Source organism: Halobellus captivus (assembly GCF_003697845.1).
Classification (GTDB): domain Archaea; phylum Halobacteriota; class Halobacteria; order Halobacteriales; family Haloferacaceae; genus Halorubrum; species Halorubrum glutamatedens.
In genome coordinates this window covers 88509-106407 of the sequence record NZ_RDQE01000011.1, presented here as the reverse complement: position 1 = coordinate 106407, position 17899 = coordinate 88509, and the positions used below count along the sequence as shown (strand labels likewise).

Below are 17899 nucleotides of genomic sequence, written 5' to 3'. Positions count from 1 at the left end.
CGGAGACAAAAACGCGCGGGGTACGAGGACCTACGTTCCGTCCTCGAGCACGACCTCCCGCATCTCCGGGATAGACGCCGTGGTCTTGACGGCGGTCCCGCGGTAGTGGGCGCGGCTCGCCTCGTAGCCGGCTCCTCGAAGCCGGTCGACGAAGTCGTCCATGCCGATCGCCGGCTCGCCCCACTCCTTGTACAGACGGTGTTGGTCGTAGTGGGTCGGCGTGTCCAGTTCGCGCGCGACGGTTCCGAACAGCTTCCGCGCGCGCGTCGCCTCGCCCATGTCGTCGGTGACGTGTTCGCGGACGGCTCGGGCGAACGACGGCTCCGCGACCGGACCCAGCCAGAGCGGCCCGGCCGTCAGCACGCGGTCGCTCCCGCAGACGGGGCACTCCCCGACCGGATCCGCGATCAGGCCGTGCGTCGGCTCCCGCCAGAGACAGTCCTCGCAGTTATCGACGTACCCGAGCTCGTCGATGGCGTCGTCGGCCGCGCGCGCGCCCGACTCGAGCTCGAGGTACGTCCTCGCGTAGTGTCGCGAGACGTGCGAGACGATCGGTCGGGCGGCCTTGTCGTACCGCGCAGCGGTCCGGACCAGCGCGGAGATCAGCGTTCGCAGCCCCATCTCCGGGTGGTAGTCGGTGTTCCTCGGCACCGCACCGTACTTGCGGATCCCGCTCTGCAGGTGGGCGCCACAGAGCGGCGCGGTGTCGGTGGCGGTGACACAGACGAGGTTCCGCGCGTTCGCGAACGCGGGGTCGGCGAAGGGAACGGGCGTCCCGTAGGGGTCCAGGTCGACCACGTCGAAGGGGCCGTCGTCGTACAACAGCGCGTTGACGTCGCGGTGGACGGCCTCGCCCTCGAGGTCGTTGTCGGCGAGGTTCCGGTCGGCGAGATCGACCGCGTCGGGGTCGACGTCGGCACACGTCACGTCGTACCCCTCGGCGGCGGCTCGTACGCCCCGGATCCCCGAGGCGGCCATCGCGTCGAGATACGTCGCCGCGCGCGGCTCGCGCTCCCGGTAGGCGCGGAGGGTCGCGACGGTGACGTCGCGGTTCAGTTCCTGCGTGGGATTGAAGAAGACGCCGCCGCCGGTCCCCTCGCTCGCGCCGTCGCGAGCCTCGGGGACCTCCACCGTGAGCCCGCCCTCCTCGATGTTCATACTTCGAGTTCGTCGATACGGGACAAAAGGGCCGCGCTCCGGACGCGACGGGAGAAACGTGAGCGACGAGACCGGACCGACACGGTGGCTCCACCGTGACTCGTCGATCACGCACGTCCCGGAGCCCCGAGCGACTCGGGAAGTCCCGCGAGGTGGGTACGGAACGATCCCACTGAACGACTGGAACCTCCGCGTTAACGTGTGCGCGTTGCGAGCGAGAACGTCGACTGAAACCGGTCACGGTTGCGGAGGTGTTGAAGCGAGCGTATAAGAGGCCCGTATACAGAAGAACAAGGCGAGTGCCTCGGGGCTTGACCCCGAGGCGGTTCACTAAGTACGCCTCGTTCTCTCGGAGTGGTGTGACATAGTCCGGGGGAGCCGTGGCCGAGCGCGATGACGTACGGCTGTTCGATCTCGAAGACGTCACGAGACACGCGTAGGGTGCAGTCAAGCGTCAGGAAGGCGATAGAGGATCGATGGCCGCTGCCCAGAATCGAACTGATCGAGGAGCAGGCTAGGCGATTTTAATAAACCGGCGTAAGAACGTTCAGAACGCGCGCGTTTGCGTTCTGGGATCGTTCTTACTCGTTGCCGAACATCTGGCGCTTGTTAAGCCAAAACGTCTTAATATATGGCTTGAGTTAGGTAATATACGATGAACGTCGACGACGCCAGCAACACACAAAATAAGCTTGATCGGCAGTGGGAGCTGCTTGAGGAGAGCGATATCGACGGATCCGACCGAAAAGCGATCCACGACTTCGTTCGTATGGAAAGACAGGGTAACCAGGACGTCGCGCTCAATACGTTGTATCGGGACCTCAGTAGTCTTCGAAATGCCTCCGACAGAGCTGCGGTCCCCCTCGTCGAGATGGATCGATCCGACTACCGCGACCTCATCCGGACCCTCACCAAGCCGAAGGACCAGGACGGATATGGACTCGAACCCAACGGCAGCGGCATGAGAGGGTACAAGGCGGCTATCAAGGTCTTCTTCGAGTGGCTCGACGACGAACCCGACTACGAGGACTTCGGCTTCTACGATGGGATCGACACGCCCTCCCAGAGCATCAGCCGCGTCAACGAAGACGAGATCCTCGAACCCGAGGACGTCGAAGCGCTGAAACAGCACACCAAGAACCACCGGGACCCGGCACTCATCGAGTTCCTGGTCGACAGTTGCGCTCGTGCGTCCCTGGCTCTCCAACTCCGAGTCAAGGACGTCCACGACCTCAACACCAAACGTCCCTACTTCACTCCGAACCCGAACGGGTCCAGTCACAAGGGCGCGCCGGACAAGCGATACCCGATCCTCCAGAGCAGTGCCGAACTCCGTACCTGGCTCAACCAGAACCATCCCGACCCGCGGGACGAATCCCCTCTCTGGCCGGTCCTCCGAAACTACGACTACGACAACCCGGAGGAGTGTGCTCTCAGCACCGACGCGCTGCGCAGTATGCTCAAGATCTGCGCTGACCGTGCCGGCATCGAGAAGCCGGTGAACCCGCACAACTTCCGGCACACCGGAATCACCCGTCTGTCCCGAGAAGGACTCCAGCCCCAGCAGATCCAACACATCGCCGGCTGGAACGACGACCGGATGCTCCAAGCCTACGACCATACTACCGACCGGCAACGAAACGAGAAGATCCGGGTCGAGACCGGATACGTCGAGGAAGCGGACGACGATACCGGGCCGTCGAAGCCGAAGACCTGTGGGAACTGTCGCGAGACGCTCAAGCCGACCGCCCAGTTCTGCCCGCGGTGCGGCGCTCCCGCTGACCGGACGACCGAGGACGCCATCGACGAGCAGGACGACCGCATCATCGAGTCGGCCGCACGGGCCGACACCGAGCTCGCCGGCGCAGTGTTGGAGTTCCGGCAACTCCTTGACGAGTCGCCTCGGCTCCGGCGCGAGCTGCTCGACGTGTGAGCAACTCACTGGTCTTCTCCCCCGTCGGTCAGCGCGATAGCTTTCTCGGCGTCTTCCGCTATCGGTAGGTCAGAGTCGGCGAGTTCCGAGAACGTATCGAGATGGCTCTGGACCAGCTCTTCGACTGACGTCTCTTCATCGTGCTGTGCTGCTGTCTCCGTATTATCGTGGGATTCGGTCATGGAGTCCGTTCGGTGCCGGGCGATCCCGGTCAGTACAAACGGACAGGTCCACCGATCGGGGGGTTCTCAACGATAGCCCCGAAACACCTTTGTTAGTCGAAAATCGACTTGATGGTAGCCGGCAACGGTTAGCCGTCATGGTTGGCCTGTCCGGTCGCAAGTTTGCTTCAGATGTCGGCGGGTTCCTTGGCGGGGTTTCGCCGACATCGCCTGATTCAACGCTGAGCGCTGCGTACCGTAGTACCGGGTTGTTTCCAGTCTCGTGCGTGGCTGCTCTCCGACTACCGTACTCGTGACCGCCGGCCGTGAGTTGAGTCGGATGCTATCCACGCTTGTCTAGAGGAGTGCCCGCCACCGATAAAATTATTCCGGCACACAGAGAATCCCCAATTAGGAGGATTTTGACTTGTATGAGTGACGGGGATCAGGACAAGAGCCGAGAACTGTTCACGGGTGTTGAAGACGCGGAGGGTGACCTCTCTAGCGAGTCGCTGATACATCCGGTCGACCGTCCCCGTGGTATCCTCTCTCCAACCGACAGGGAGTACCTCTGCGGGATGAAAGACTACAGCCACGACCAGACCGAGCTCAATCGTCGTCAAGCGATCCGAGAGCGGACCATAGAGGGAATCCGCGACTTCAATCTGCTCTGGCTCCTGCTAGAGCAGACCGAGTGGGAGAAGGTCATGGAGGCGTTCGATACCGAGGAACTCAACACTGCCTTCTCGTCGATATTGGCGTTCATGTTCATCGGAATCGACCAAGACACCGGTCGAATGAGGCAGATCCTAGAGCGCGGTCTCTACCTCGGTGCCAACTACGACACGTCTGGTCGGTGGTCGGGAAGAGCGAACACCGTCGACGTGGAGATCGACATCGAATACGAACCTAATGTTGATCAGCTCTATGAGAGAGTACAGGAGGGTGAGGGAAACCAACTGACACCCGGGGAGATCGGTGCGTTAGTCAAAGCTGGAAAGCTCGATTCTGCGGACCTCGAAGAGCTTGAAGAGACAACTGACGAGTTTCCGGGAGTTTACGCTGGTGGCTCAGTTGAGTCAAAACAAGGCGAAGGCACCGGCTCGTAACACATATTTACGGTTCATTGGGTGTCTTGTCCTCATCCTTGTCGAGCAACTGTTGAGGGAGATCTGCGCCGTGCTCAACCAATTCGGAATCAAACGAGGCGAGCGTTGCGTCGGCAGCGTCAGCTGCCGAGAGGATCATCGCGTCCATCGGGTACAGCAGCGTGTTCGATTGGAGGCGGTTCGCTGCCATCATATCTGAGGCATCGGGGAAAGTCACAGTCATTCGGGAAGTGACTCGATTCTCGATGTCATCGATTCGATCCCGTTCGAACCGTTTCTTTTTGCTCAGAACGCTCCGCAGTTCCATGAGGCTGAGAACCGAGACCAGTGGATCATCGGCTTGATCAAGAAGATCGATCGCTTCATCAGATCGATCGGTGTCCCGAGTAACCGCTGCGACGAGGACGTTGGTGTCGAGGAGAATCCTCATAACCGTTCGCGGATGTCACGAACGGCTTCGACGGAGTCGACCTCGACATCGAGTCCCAACTCTGACAGCGCCTGTCCGAGCGGGACCGTCTCGTCATCGTCGGGGTCCGAAGAGACGAACTCCTCGAAGTCGTCCGAGGTGAGACTCATACCCAATATTGCCCACCAACTCGCAAAAGGCTACTGGTAGTATCTGTTGGTCGAGTAAATAAGTTACCGGTTTGTATGATAACCCGGAACTGGATAGATTTGAGACAGGGTCTTCCCGGCGGATGTCGGCCCAATTCCGGGGATTTCTAATCAGATGGAAGATACTTCACGACGGAAACCGTAGTAACCAACATGCGACTTGAGGCGACGGAGGGCGAAGACACGTATAAAGTGTGGATGACCGACGACGACCTCGACCAACTCCGTCGAGCCGCCGTCTCATATCGAGATGACGTGATGCTCCAATTGGGCGGGTTCGTCGGGCTCCGGGCCTTCGAGATCCCTCAGGTCAAGCCGACCCACGTCCAGCAGACCGACGCCGACCATTACCGTCTCCGGGTGCCCCGGGGGAAGGACACCACCAGCTCGGGCGGGAAGCCACGGAATGCGTACCTCCCTAAGGACGTCGAGCGGTCCCTCCGGCAGTATCAAAATGCCGAGAACATCGCCCCCGACCAACCCTTTGTCGACCTCTCCGTCCGTGGTGTCCGGGCGGCAATCAAGCGGACGGCCGAGGCCGCCGCCGAGGAGACGGGTGACTCGGACTACCGCCACGTGAGTTCCCACGACCTCCGCCGGCGGTTCGCCCAGCGGTTGCTCGTTGAGGAGAACATGAATCCTCGGGTAGTGATGCAGGTCGGCGGGTGGGACTCCTTCCAGGCCATCGAGCCCTATCTCAACGCCCCCACACCCGCCGTCGTTGACGAGGCCTTCGAGTCTGCCGGGCTTCACGGGTAACGCCCCGGGAGAATTGGTCGATATCTCGGGATACCTCTCGGAAGAATTGGTCGGGACCACTCCCCTGTTACCCCGGGAACAGCCCGGATGGATACCGAGGAGATCCCTCTCCTCATCAAGGGGACGAACGGGAAGCCTTCTAAATATCTAAATTTGGTAGTTCTGGTCGGAGCGAAACGGTGAAATCGAGTGATACTGTGGTCAGCGACTACCGGCCATAACAGGGGAAAGTACGGGATCTCCGAGGAGGCAATACCGGCAGTACCCGGCTCCCGGCTGAAACGGCCTCCAACTATCCCGGGAGAATTGGTCGGGGCTCCCGGGGCTACTCCGGGGAGTACCCTGATGAGAACTGGACCAGACCTGTGTTTTCGGAACCGGAGGATAGGGTACCCTCGTAATATCCGAATTCTACAGTTTTGATCGAGCGTAAATGTCGAAATCCGCCGATATCCCAGGTAGTTACGACCGACCATCTAAGGGGCAGTACGATGTCTCTGGTGGGCGGTGTCGGCGGCATCCGGTTTTCGGAGGGGAGGCCCCGGAAGTCCCCGGGGAATTGGTCGGGACTCCCGAGGCCATTCCGGGGAGTACCCCGGCGAGGTGTGGGGATCTCGTGAACCCTCCAAGCCCGGAGATGGGGAGTAGTCGTAATACTCGAATTCGACGACCTTGATCGAGCGGAAACGTCGAAATCAGTCGATCCGCTTGTTAGTTGTCGTCGGCTGCGGAAGAGAATTGTACGACGTCCCCGAGGGACCGCATCAGTTGGACACCGTTCTCGTAGTCGGTAGTGACCCTAGACCTGTCTTCGTCCTGTGTAACGACCTGATGCTCGGGTGTGCGAGGAGTTCGGAGGGCAGACCTGATCTCCTCAATAGTCGGGATATCGTCGGAGTCCTTCATCCCGATGACGATCCATCGGAGGTCCTCGACCGTCTCAACGGAACCGTCGGCGCGTTCGAGCGCTTGGATGACGGCAAGGAGAGTTTTCTCGGTGTCGATCCGAGTTTGGATGGACTCATCTAAGAGGTTAATGAATGGATACCCAGCAGCGACGGTGTTCGATCATAGTTCTTGATTATTGATTGTTGTGAGTCATATTTATAATCCAACCTGAAAACATTGGTATAGTTGTGATAATAGGTGATACCTCACCATGCGACTGTTAGCTAGGCTGAGTGCCAGAGCCGATACGGTGTACGACAATACGTACCACCACAAACTCCGAGGCCGTCTCTGGAGGGCCCTCCAAGATACGGAATACGAACAATACCACGACGAAAATCGTCCAGTAGGGATGACGTACAGCAACCCGTTTCCTCCGGGGAACATGGAGGAAGGCGACGAGAGAACACTCCTTATCGCTGCACCCCAAGAAGAACTCCTCGCCGAAGTTGCTGAGGACCTGATAGCTGAGCGGGAACTGAACATCGGCGAAATGCCGTTCCACGTCGACGAACTCACCAGCCTCGCGCCGGACGTCGGCGAGCCGGGGACGACGGGGACGATCGAAACCGGAACTGGTCTGCTCGTTCGGATCCCACCATGGAAGGCCGACGAGTACGGGATCGAAAAACAGGGCGATCAGGCGATCTACTGGCGGCCGGAACACTCGATGGAACCGCTCCGGACACAACTCGAGAACAACCTCGATAAGAAGCATCGGCTGTTCTGTCCCGATCACCTCCCGGGACCGTCGGATAAATCGTATTCGTTGTTCGACGACTACGAACTGATTAAGACCTTCTCGATCCCGATCACCGTCTCCCAAGGGACCGAGTTGACCTACGTCCTCAGCAAGTGGCGCTTCGGATATACCGTTCGAGACGACGACCACCGACGACACCTGAACCTCGCTCTGGACACCGGCCTCGGCGAACGGAACGCGTTGGGGCTTGGTTTCGTCAATATCACCGATCATGCCGAGTAACAACGCCGAAACGGCGATCAGCCGGATGCAAAACCGGATCCCGGGATCCCTGTACGAGGTCGCGTGGCAGTACTCTCTCCTCGATTGGTATAGCTCGAAGCAGTCGCCGGCGCTGGATTTCCAACTCGCTCCTGACCACTTGGCGTACCTAACACCTAGCGCGAAGAACAGTCTGTTCGGTGAGGCGGATAGTCTCGTGGTCGTTCACGCGGATCTGTCGGACCCGGAGTCGCCGGCGCTACGCTCCGACACCGATGGCGGCCCCGTCGAATTAACGACTTACACCGAAGACGACCGGTTCAGGGTTGGACACGCTTACCCGGAGGACAAGACGAGTAACATGACGGATTACTCAATCACGACGCACAAGAGCGCGGATGCTCACCATATTGCCGGACTCAGGGATGATGCTTACTGGACGAATAACATTCGAGATCGATTCACTGACTGGGCACAATCTGAGTTTGCCCAAGAGGTTCGCAACGAAGTAGAAGACTCGGACCGAGCAATTCTCGAAGCACTGGCCACCCTCGGTGACGACGAAGATGCGATGGAGGATCTTTCCGAGGCATTCCTCGAGCTCGTTTCCGACGAGGAAGAGGAAGTAGAAGCGCTGATCACGGTTCGGGTAAAGCTCCCGGATAGCGACGAGTGGAAGTTCCCCGGAGAGGTGCCGGTGCTGAACGAGGTAATGCGGGCGAAGAAGGCTGACCGACTCCAGAGTATCTCCGTCGACGATGCCAGTGGAGAGGGAACCGGATACGTCAGTAACGACGACGGTAGGGTCACCGGAGGATCGTCCGGTCTCTTCGGGATGTATGGAAAGAAGCAGCGAGAACACTTCGTCGATCTCGATACCGAGGGTAGTTCCGCGTGGCGAGCGCGACCCTTGGAGTTCGACACGGCTGCAGCGATCGCATCCGCCGGGTCGCTGTTCGGCGACTTCTATCGAGGACTCGGGAGCAGTCGCCGGCTGTACATCCTCCCATACCTCGCAGCTCGGCGCGATGATGTCGACGATGAGACCTTCGAATGGTTCTACGACCGGGTGTATACACGTCTCCGGGATGCCGAAGGCGGTTCCGACGGATCCTTCGACGAGACGGTCGAAACGTTGTTTGCCGAGGCCTATCGCGTCGATAACGAGAGTGCTCCTGCCGAAGTCACCGAAGACGACTCCGACATACGGTTTAGCGACCGCTCGACCGCCGCTTGGAATGATGTCCGCTTCGCGGTCGTCCACCAAGTCTCCGGGAATCCGGATCGCGTGTTTTTCGACACCTTAGACGGTGTCTCGCCGGCGGTACCGCTTGAGAACGCGCACAACCGAGTGACGAAAGCACCGGTGTTCACGTCGGACGGGATCTTCCACGATAACCCCAATCCCGAGTCGAGTCCGATCCTCGGTCGGAACCTTCACCTCGTTCGATATATCCTGTACGGTGGATACTTCCGTCGAACCACGGAACCGACCCGGAGCAGCCGTGAAGCGAGCGAGACGCCCGGTGCCGGGGACATCGATGACAGCCGGATGCAGCGCGTCCGGAACCTGCTCACCGGGACGCGGATCGACGCGAAGGCCCTGCTCGAGGAGTATATCCACCAACTCGTTCAGGATCAGAACGATCAGTTCGGGAACGACAACGGATATATCTCGTTTCCGAAGCGGAGCGTGGTCGAACAGTACGCACAGATCCATGCCCTACAGGCGTCAGAGGTGCTGGATACGGACGAAACGATACAGTTCATTCACACACACATGCCAGACGAATTCGAAGACAGAAGCGCACGATTGGACGAATTCATCAGTAGCCACGACGCGCTCTCGGGTGACCCCGAGCAGGCGGTGTTCACGCTCGGCGGGTTGATCGGCCGGATATCGGCGTACCAGAGCTACGAGAACGTCTCGTCGACGCTTATCCGACGGTATCCGGTTGACTACCTGACCAAACAGACGATCAAGGAGGTGACGAAGGAAGTCCTCCAGATGAACAACTCCTACGCCGAGGCCGAAGAAAGCCGCTCGTACCGAACGAACGCCCGATACACCGACCGACTCGCCGACACCATGCTTGCAGCCGATCCGCAGTCGTGGCGGCTCAACGAATCGGAACTCCAGTGGCTCTACAGCCTCGGAATCGCCTACGGACTGAGCGATTCGAGCCTGTACGAGGAGGAAGAAGAGACCGAGGAAGCACCCGAATCCAGCGCCTAACATGACCGAAAACACTACTGCCGACACCGACGGAACCGACAGTCTGAACAACCGCTCCGAGATCGTCTTCACTTACGACGCCGAGGACACCAACCCGAACGGGAACCCGCTGTCGGCAAACGACAAGCCCCGGATCGACGAGACGACCGGGACTGCAGTCGTGACTGACGTCCGACTGAAACGATATCTTCGAGACCAACTCGACGATGACGGCTACGGCGTGTACATCCAAAACCCGACGAAGAGCGACGCTGATTCGGTTCTTGACCGGGATGACCTGTTCACGGCAGTTACCGGAATCGACGAGGATAATCTGGGCGATATGACCGGCAGCGAGGCGGCGGACACGTTCCTCTCGAACGCGACCGACGTCCGATACTTCGGAGCGACGTGTTCGTTTAGTAGCGACTTCCAGGACGAACTCGGCGACGGATTCCCAGGACAGTTCATCGGCCCGGTTCAATTCAGTCATGCCCGGAGCCTGAACACGGTCGTTCAGAAGAGCGAAGCCAAGCAACTCTCTACGGTCGTGTCAAGTGGTGGCGACGCCGAGCAAGGGACGTTCGCGACGGACAATCGACTCCAGTACGCGTTCGTTCCCTTCCACGGAGTGGTAAACGAGATCGGAGCTGACGACACGCTCCTCAGCCAGACCGACGTTAAGCGGTTGGATACGCTCCTCTGGCGAGCGTTGAAGAACCAGACACTGACCCGGTCGAAGATGGGCCACCAACCGCGGCTCTACCTCCGTGTGGAATACGGAACGGACGCCTTCCATATCGGAACGCTCGACGACGGTCTTGAACTCGTTCAGGAGACACCCGACGCAGAACTCCGGAACATCACCGACGTCGTCCTCGGTGTTGACGACCTTCTCGTCGACCTCGAGACCTATGCCGACCACATCGACTCCATCCAAGTTATCGCGGATCGACACCTCACCGTCGAGATCGACGGCGAAACCGGCGGACCCGATGCGCTAATCTCGGCGCTAGAGGACGCCGTGGGTGCCGACTCGGTGACAGAGGTCGACCCGTACGGGGAATGAGTACCACTGACCTCGACGTGGTCGGACGGGATGTCCTCTCGTTCACCGCACGCGGTCCGTGGGCGCACTTCCGACGGATCGACGCGACGACGGAGAAGCTGACCTACCGGGTGATGCCCCGGACGACGGTCGCGGGGTTGCTCGCCGCGGTGCTCGGTGAGCCGCGGGACTCGTACTACGATACGTTCGCGAAGGATACTTCGGCGATCGCTATCTCGCCGGAATGTCCGCTCGAAACGCAGTCGATCCCACAGCTCACGCTCCCGACGAAAAGCGGGAATATCAAGACCGCTGACGGGGTGTCCGGAAAGAGCGTTATCGACCCGGAGGTGATCGCTGAAGAGCGGAAACGGCGAACATTCGAGTACGTCGTCGATGCGGCGTACCGGATCGATCTCGTACTCGACGACACGGAGACCTTTGAGAGACTGACCGACTTCTTGGAATCCGGTCGATCGACGTACACACCTTCGCTCGGGAAGACCGAGTGTCTCGCCGATATCACCGACGTGACCCGGACGACGGTTGAAGACGGGGGCGACGTCGAGGCGATCGATTCGACGGTACCGGAAGAACACGTCGTGCCGACCGCCGGCGAGCCGCTCCGTATGGAGCGGACGCCAGCATACATGGAGGCCGACGAGAGCGGCCGGAGGACGACCGGATTCGTCTCCTACGCGTTCACACCTGGTGACCAGACGTTGACTGCTCCGTCCGCACCGGTCCGGTCCGTCGAAGGGCGCTCGGTTTGCTTCCTGTAGATGGACACGACACCGCTTTCGGACTACTCGGCCCGGCCGGGACAGAGCATGGAGCGTCACTTGGAAGGCGTTTCAGGTCTCGGAGAGACGTTGATCCAAGGAGCCGAAACGACTCCGTATGGTGACGAGTGGGTAGAGGTGATCGAGGCGGTCACGTGGGTTCACGACATCGGAAAGCTAACCGAGTACTTCCAATCATACGTGGAGACGGGTGACCGAACCGCCGCAGGGGAGATCGAACTCACGTATCACGGAACCTTTGGTGGGCTCGTCGCGTCGATAGCGCTCATGGAGCGCGGCCTCAGCCTCGAAGCGACCGCAGCGGGGTTCTACGCGGTCACCAAGCATCACTCGGTACTCGACAACTTCTACGACGAGGTTGGGCAGTTCCATATCCAGACCGACCGCGTCGACGGTGAATATGAAGTCGCCAATCGGCAACTAGAGAGCATCGACGAAACGGCGTCCGAAGCTGCCGATGTCGTCCTCCAGGAGGCGACCGACGGGGCGTACAGCTGGGACGATCTCGTCGGTGACGGTATCGATCAAGCACGGAGAGTGATCAAGTATTTCGATGAGATCGACGACGAGGAGTGGTACGGGTGTGCGCTCCGGACGTGGTCGACCTTGGTGGCCGCCGACAAGATGGACGCGAGCGGGCTCGGAGCCATCGACGAAGGATCGCTGTCTCGTCTAGAGGTCGGTAAGCTCACGGAGCGTGTCCGGACTCTCTCGACGACGACGCTTCCGGATGGGACGCCGTCTGAGGTCTACCTCGACGAGCCGAATCGATCCCTGCCGGACGAAACGGCGTCACTGGAGCAGCGGCTCGGAGCGATCCGGACCGCCGCGAATGCGCGAGTGACCGAAGCCCTCAGAGCCGGTCACGACCGGGGAGAGAGAGCGTTCGAGTTGACGCTCCCGACGGGCTTCGGAAAGACCTACACCGGCCTTCGGGCCGCCCTCAACCTCGCCGAGGAGCGCGATAGTCGGGTGGTCTACGCGCTTCCGTACACGTCCATCATCGACCAGGTCGACGAGCAGGTTCGCGACGTCTTCGGCCTCTCGCCGCAGAACCCCGCCTACACCAAACACCACCACCTCGCGGACACACGGAGTTCCCTATCGACTGGCGGACGAAACGGGAGGGACGGGCCGTCATCGGGGAAAGAAACGCTTCACGCGGAATCGTGGCGGTCCCAACTAGTGCTGACGACGTTCACGCAGCTGTTCGAGAGCGTCGCCGGTCCGCAGAACGTTCAATCGACGAAGCTACCGGCACTTCAGGACGCGGTGATCCTCGTCGACGAACCGCAGGCGATCTCGATGGAGTGGTGGGGGTTGATCGGCCGGCTCGTCGATCACTTGACGAGGGAGTACGACGCGACGGTGGTGCTCATGACTGCGACGCAGCCGCGACTGCTCGGCCGACTCCCACACGCGCCGACGCCTGAACCGCTGACCGACCTCGGAGACGACGCGGTCGAACTGATCGCTGACTCGCCACGGGTGGATTTCAACCTTCACGAGAGCCTCACGGGCCACTTCGACGGGGGACGACCGCCGCTTCCGCTCGTCGAGGCGGCCGACGAACTTGCCGGGGCGACGACCGGGGGGACGAACACGCTCGCGGTGGTGAACACCGTCGACTCCGCGGCGGAGATCTCGGCGTCGCTCCTCGGCGAGAGGACGGTTCCGCTCGCCGGCGAGTTGCTGGCGTACTGGCGAGAGAACGAGGGTGAGGAGTTCGACCCGGTGTGCTACCTCGAACGGCTGGCGGAACGCGAGCCGGATCCAGAGAAGGTCGTGACGACGCTGACAACGCGGATCCGGCCGCGGGACCGGGCGGCGTTGATCGCGGCGATGAACGCAGTCCTCGATCCGACGGTGAAGACGCCGTTCGACGCGACGCCGACGATCACGGTCTCGACACAGTTGATCGAGGCGGGCGTGGACTTGAGTTTCGACCGCCTGTACCGTGACTATGCCCCGCTACCCGCGATCGTTCAGGCCGCCGGGCGGTGTAACCGCCGATTCGGCGGGGATCCGGCACCGGCGACGGTGTGGAGACTCGACGGGCCGGAGGAGGCGAACTACGTTCCGAGTCGGCTGATCTACGGGGATCGGTCGCTACTCCGTCCGACGAGGGCGGCACTCGGCGAGCTTCGGGAGTCCGTCGGTGGGGACGTGATTCCGGAGTCGATGATGATCGGTCGGGGCGTCGAGCGGTACTACGACGTGCTTCACGATCAGCGCCGAACCGAGGACCGGTCGGACGACCTGGTGGCGGCGTTCAACGAGGCACGCGGGGAGACGCTCCGGGAGGCCTCGCTCGTCAGTTCGGAGTATCCGACGCGGGACTACTTGGTGTTGGTCGACGCCGAGGAGACGACGACACACGAGCGGTATCTCCGTCACCGAAACCAGGGCGAGTGGCGACAGGCGAGAGCGTCGTTTCAGACACTCAAGCGGACGCTGGTGTCGATCCCCGTCTCGGATCCGCCGCCGGACGACACGCCGGAGGCGCTCGAGATCTCGACGGCGAGCGAGCGGTACGACCTCGAAACGGGTCGAGGCGTGATCGACGCGGGAGTTCAGACCGATACGGAAGTCTGATCCTCCGTCGACCCCCGGGGAGATCTCGAGTATTGAGGGTCGACGGAAAGACTAATCCGAGAATGGGTAGATGAGCGGGTATGTGCCCGGAATCGGGCATGGTTTCAGACGAACCTTCGTGGGGTTGAAGCGTGTTCAAGCTGTCCTCCAGCTGGTCGATACGCCGGTTTCAGACGAACCTTCGTGGGGTTGAAGCCCGTCGATGGTTGTCGATCGGAAGTCGAACTGATGCGTTTCAGACGAACCTTCGTGGGGTTGAAGCAAGAACACGAGGATGACGACCTGAATCGCTACATCGTTTCAGACGAACCTTCGTGGGGTTGAAGCCACGCGTCGGGGGTGAGTTCGCCGCTCACGTCAACGGGTTTCAGACGAACCTTCGTGGGGTTGAAGCTCCGAAGTTGAGCTACAGCTGATCCCGACGCTTTAGGTTTCAGACGAACCTTCGTGGGGTTGAAGCGAAGGTCCAGGCGACACGCCGGGCCTCGCGCATCGGTTTCAGACGAACCTTCGTGGGGTTGAAGCGCGACGAGGGGGCCGACCATGCCGGGTAATGGATCGTTTCAGACGAACCTTCGTGGGGTTGAAGCGCGACGCGATGGGTGCTCGTCGGCGGGCTCGTCACGGTTTCAGACGAACCTTCGTGGGGTTGAAGCATCGTCGTCGGTGCGATCAACGCGCTCCTCGTCGCGTTTCAGACGAACCTTCGTGGGGTTGAAGCTCGCGGCGTGGGTGTATTGGTCCGGCAACAAGATGCGTTTCAGACGAACCTTCGTGGGGTTGAAGCTCGCGGCGTGGGTGTATTGGTCCGGCAACAAGATGCGTTTCAGACGAACCTTCGTGGGGTTGAAGCCAATGCGCGTCTTGAACGGCCGCCACGGCCGATTCGGTTTCAGACGAACCTTCGTGGGGTTGAAGCGATCACAAGTGGCCAAACGAGGACGACTATGTGGGGGTTTCAGACGAACCTTCGTGGGGTTGAAGCCCGGTCCGGCCCGACGAGGAGCGCGGCGAGGACGAGTTTCAGACGAACCTTCGTGGGGTTGAAGCCGCGTCTTGTGGTCCGAGCCGGACCGTTGTCGAGTGTTTCAGACGAACCTTCGTGGGGTTGAAGCTCGTCGACCCGCTGGATCGTCCCCGGTGTGGTGAGTGTTTCAGACGAACCTTCGTGGGGTTGAAGCGTCTTGACGCTTCTCAAGACCGGCGCACGACTCGGCGAGTTTCAGACGAACCTTCGTGGGGTTGAAGCTACGGCGAACCTGATAGGATTATCGCCCGGGGGATCCGGTTTCAGACGAACCTTCGTGGGGTTGAAGCATCGACGACGCCCGCCTCGACCGCACCGGCGAGCACCGTTTCAGACGAACCTTCGTGGGGTTGAAGCGGTGGATCGTCGGCAGGTCGGCCTCAACGCCCTCGGGTTTCAGACGAACCTTCGTGGGGTTGAAGCTGGCGGATCCCGGACGTGACCGCGAGGCTGTCGGTCCGGTTTCAGACGAACCTTCGTGGGGTTGAAGCACATGGCCGCCCGAACCCGCGAGGAAGCCATCGCGAAGTTTCAGACGAACCTTCGTGGGGTTGAAGCGTCCATGACTGCTCCGGGATGTCGGGGTGGGTGTCGCGTTTCAGACGAACCTTCGTGGGGTTGAAGCCCCCGGTGGATGAACTCGCAGACCTGTATCAACCGCGTTTCAGACGAACCTTCGTGGGGTTGAAGCCAAGAGCACATCCTGCGGCTACTCGCCGAGATCGAGGTTTCAGACGAACCTTCGTGGGGTTGAAGCGCACGACGACCCGTGACGCCCTGGTCGACACCGGGTTTCAGACGAACCTTCGTGGGGTTGAAGCGTCGTCATCGACGCCGAGCGCTCCCAGCAGCACGGTTTCAGACGAACCTTCGTGGGGTTGAAGCAACACCGGGTGGCAGGGTGCCTCGATCGCGGACTCGTTTCAGACGAACCTTCGTGGGGTTGAAGCAGGCGGATTTCGGAGCCGAACAGCACCGCTACGAGTTTCAGACGAACCTTCGTGGGGTTGAAGCAACTCCGGGCGCGTCCCCGCCGAGGTCGTGGAACAGGTTTCAGACGAACCTTCGTGGGGTTGAAGCCGACGCGTGGAACACGATCCGCGTCGAATCCGACTCGTTTCAGACGAACCTTCGTGGGGTTGAAGCGAGGTCGTCGTAGGCGTCGATGAGGTTCGACAGTTGTTTCAGACGAACCTTCGTGGGGTTGAAGCGGGAAGCTGGAAACCGTGACGGGGAACGTCAAAAACGGTTTCAGACGAACCTTCGTGGGGTTGAAGCACTCACGATCGGACTCGCGGCGTGGGTGTACTGGAGGTTTCAGACGAACCTTCGTGGGGTTGAAGCCCGGTGCGCTCTTCAACCGTCTCAAGCGACGACGCGTTTCAGACGAACCTTCGTGGGGTTGAAGCACTCACGATCGGACTCGCGGCGTGGGTGTACTGGAGGTTTCAGACGAACCTTCGTGGGGTTGAAGCCCGGTGCGCTCTTCAACCGTCTCAAGCGACGACGCGTTTCAGACGAACCTTCGTGGGGTTGAAGCAAACGCCTCGTCAACGCTGTCGCACCACCAGACGCGTTTCAGACGAACCTTCGTGGGGTTGAAGCGACGGGAGGGGGCCGGAGACGCGCCACACGCCAGCGTTTCAGACGAACCTTCGTGGGGTTGAAGCCTCGCGGATCGTCCGCGGGTCCTCGCCCTGGCGGGTTTCAGACGAACCTTCGTGGGGTTGAAGCCGCGAGCGGCACATCCTCGCCGCCGACTGTCTGTGTGCGCGCGTTTCAGACGAACCTTCGTGGGGTTGAAGCACCGAGGGCGTCCCCGTCTCACAGGAACTCAACATTGTTTCAGACGAACCTTCGTGGGGTTGAAGCGAGGTCCGTCGTCACGGATACGTCGTAGAAGTGCCGTTTCAGACGAACCTTCGTGGGGTTGAAGCTCGCCGAAGACGAAGAAGCAGCTGATCGAGACGTTGGTTTCAGACGAACCTTCGTGGGGTTGAAGCGACAACAATGCGGTCTCCGGGACGAATCCCCGCTACGTTTCAGACGAACCTTCGTGGGGTTGAAGCGACACGCTCGAGACGATCGTCGACGAGACGGATCTCGTTTCAGACGAACCTTCGTGGGGTTGAAGCCGCCCTGACCGCCGACGCCGCTGGTGTAGTCGTGTTTCAGACGAACCTTCGTGGGGTTGAAGCCAGCCACTCGACGGCGCGTTGGTACTCGACGCCCTCGTTTCAGACGAACCTTCGTGGGGTTGAAGCTCGCGCATCGAGTCGGCCTTCGTCTCGACGTTGTAGTTTCAGACGAACCTTCGTGGGGTTGAAGCGACATTGTCGAGGACGGCGTCACGGAGATCGTCCTCGTTTCAGACGAACCTTCGTGGGGTTGAAGCTCGATGTGATGGCGCACGTCCCAGCCGCAGTCGTGTTTCAGACGAACCTTCGTGGGGTTGAAGCACCGCGTCGTCGGCGAACACGGGGGCGGGCTGCTGGGTTTCAGACGAACCTTCGTGGGGTTGAAGCGACCTTCCCGAGGTCTTCGGCGACGGCTTCCCGCGC

Annotated in this window: 12 protein-coding genes and 1 CRISPR repeat array (1 of these 13 running past the window's edge); of the genes, 8 read left to right on the top strand and 4 right to left on the bottom strand. The window is 60.6% G+C overall.

The window, feature by feature from the left end:
* Positions 1 to 30 precede the first annotated feature (30 nt).
* Complete coding sequence (locus EAO78_RS13470) at positions 31 to 1158, bottom strand: tRNA (guanine(26)-N(2))-dimethyltransferase (protein ID WP_122106356.1); 1128 nt, start codon at positions 1156 to 1158, stop codon at positions 31 to 33.
* Positions 1159 to 1813: 655 nt separating this feature from the next.
* Here EAO78_RS13470 and EAO78_RS13465 point away from each other — a divergent pair.
* Complete coding sequence (locus tag EAO78_RS13465) at positions 1814 to 3091, top strand: site-specific integrase (RefSeq protein ID WP_122106355.1); 1278 nt, start codon at positions 1814 to 1816, stop codon at positions 3089 to 3091.
* Positions 3092 to 3096: 5 nt separating this feature from the next.
* On the opposite strand, the gene EAO78_RS17925 is transcribed toward EAO78_RS13465, so the two are convergent.
* The gene (locus EAO78_RS17925) at positions 3097 to 3273 is read right to left on the bottom strand and encodes a hypothetical protein (RefSeq protein WP_162498076.1); all 177 of its coding nucleotides are present in this window, start codon (positions 3271 to 3273) and stop codon (positions 3097 to 3099) included.
* A 410-nt stretch (positions 3274 to 3683) separates the two neighbouring features.
* Here EAO78_RS17925 and EAO78_RS13460 point away from each other — a divergent pair, with 410 nt between their 5' ends.
* On the top strand, positions 3684 to 4361 hold the full coding sequence (locus tag EAO78_RS13460) for a hypothetical protein (protein WP_122106354.1): 678 nt from the start codon (positions 3684 to 3686) through the stop codon (positions 4359 to 4361).
* 7 nt (positions 4362 to 4368) lie between these two features.
* On the opposite strand, the gene EAO78_RS13455 is transcribed toward EAO78_RS13460, so the two are convergent.
* Both EAO78_RS13455 and EAO78_RS18210 read right to left on the bottom strand, forming a co-directional pair.
* The gene (locus EAO78_RS13455) at positions 4369 to 4791 is read right to left on the bottom strand and encodes a type II toxin-antitoxin system VapC family toxin (RefSeq protein WP_122106353.1); all 423 of its coding nucleotides are present in this window, start codon (positions 4789 to 4791) and stop codon (positions 4369 to 4371) included.
* The gene (locus tag EAO78_RS18210) at positions 4788 to 4940 is read right to left on the bottom strand and encodes a hypothetical protein (protein WP_172861719.1); all 153 of its coding nucleotides are present in this window, start codon (positions 4938 to 4940) and stop codon (positions 4788 to 4790) included. Before EAO78_RS18210 ends, EAO78_RS13455 begins: the two co-directional genes overlap by 4 nt.
* A gap of 192 nt (positions 4941 to 5132) precedes the next feature.
* On the opposite strand from EAO78_RS18210, the gene EAO78_RS13450 reads away from it, so the two are divergent.
* The 6 genes from EAO78_RS13450 (at position 5133) to EAO78_RS13420 (ending at position 14311) form a co-directional block, all read left to right on the top strand.
* Positions 5133 to 5738: a site-specific integrase gene (locus EAO78_RS13450; protein WP_122106352.1), complete on the top strand. Its 606-nt coding sequence runs from the start codon at positions 5133 to 5135 to the stop codon at positions 5736 to 5738.
* A 1159-nt stretch (positions 5739 to 6897) separates the two neighbouring features.
* A complete protein-coding gene (gene cas6, locus EAO78_RS13440; RefSeq protein ID WP_122106350.1) occupies positions 6898 to 7671 on the top strand; it encodes a CRISPR-associated endoribonuclease Cas6 in 774 nt (257 codons plus the stop codon).
* Positions 7661 to 9886 carry a TM1802 family CRISPR-associated protein gene (locus tag EAO78_RS13435; protein WP_122106349.1) on the top strand — a complete coding sequence of 742 codons (2226 nt, stop codon included), beginning with the start codon at positions 7661 to 7663 and terminating at the stop codon, positions 9884 to 9886. The genes cas6 and EAO78_RS13435 overlap by 11 nt, the downstream gene beginning before the upstream one ends.
* A 1-nt stretch (position 9887) precedes the next feature.
* Entirely contained in the window at positions 9888 to 10934 is a 1047-nt protein-coding gene (gene cas7b / locus EAO78_RS13430) for a type I-B CRISPR-associated protein Cas7/Csh2 (RefSeq protein WP_122106348.1), read from the top strand.
* Positions 10931 to 11695: a type I-B CRISPR-associated protein Cas5b gene (gene cas5b, locus EAO78_RS13425; protein ID WP_122106347.1), complete on the top strand. Its 765-nt coding sequence runs from the start codon at positions 10931 to 10933 to the stop codon at positions 11693 to 11695. The genes cas7b and cas5b overlap by 4 nt, the downstream gene beginning before the upstream one ends.
* The gene (locus EAO78_RS13420) at positions 11696 to 14311 is read left to right on the top strand and encodes a CRISPR-associated endonuclease Cas3'' (RefSeq protein WP_238987699.1); all 2616 of its coding nucleotides are present in this window, start codon (positions 11696 to 11698) and stop codon (positions 14309 to 14311) included.
* 101 nt (positions 14312 to 14412) lie between these two features.
* Positions 14413 to 17899: a CRISPR direct-repeat array (repeat unit 30 nt; unit sequence GTTTCAGACGAACCTTCGTGGGGTTGAAGC) (it continues 40 nt past the right edge of the window).

Excerpts from the sequence above, each read along its gene's own strand:
- EAO78_RS13460 (WP_122106354.1), top strand. The coding sequence starts at position 3,684 with ATGAGTGACGGGGATCAGGACAAGAGCCGAGAACTGTTCACGGGTGTT.
- EAO78_RS13470 (WP_122106356.1), bottom strand. The coding sequence starts at position 1,158 with ATGAACATCGAGGAGGGCGGGCTCACGGTGGAGGTCCCCGAGGCTCGC.
- cas7b (WP_122106348.1), top strand. The coding sequence starts at position 9,888 with ATGACCGAAAACACTACTGCCGACACCGACGGAACCGACAGTCTGAAC.
- EAO78_RS17925 (WP_162498076.1), bottom strand. The coding sequence starts at position 3,273 with ATGACCGAATCCCACGATAATACGGAGACAGCAGCACAGCACGATGAA.
- EAO78_RS13420 (WP_238987699.1), top strand. The coding sequence starts at position 11,696 with ATGGACACGACACCGCTTTCGGACTACTCGGCCCGGCCGGGACAGAGC.
- cas5b (WP_122106347.1), top strand. The coding sequence starts at position 10,931 with ATGAGTACCACTGACCTCGACGTGGTCGGACGGGATGTCCTCTCGTTC.
- cas6 (WP_122106350.1), top strand. The coding sequence starts at position 6,898 with ATGCGACTGTTAGCTAGGCTGAGTGCCAGAGCCGATACGGTGTACGAC.
- EAO78_RS13435 (WP_122106349.1), top strand. The coding sequence starts at position 7,661 with ATGCCGAGTAACAACGCCGAAACGGCGATCAGCCGGATGCAAAACCGG.
- EAO78_RS13465 (WP_122106355.1), top strand. The coding sequence starts at position 1,814 with ATGAACGTCGACGACGCCAGCAACACACAAAATAAGCTTGATCGGCAG.
- EAO78_RS18210 (WP_172861719.1), bottom strand. The coding sequence starts at position 4,940 with ATGAGTCTCACCTCGGACGACTTCGAGGAGTTCGTCTCTTCGGACCCC.
- EAO78_RS13455 (WP_122106353.1), bottom strand. The coding sequence starts at position 4,791 with ATGAGGATTCTCCTCGACACCAACGTCCTCGTCGCAGCGGTTACTCGG.
- EAO78_RS13450 (WP_122106352.1), top strand. The coding sequence starts at position 5,133 with ATGCGACTTGAGGCGACGGAGGGCGAAGACACGTATAAAGTGTGGATG.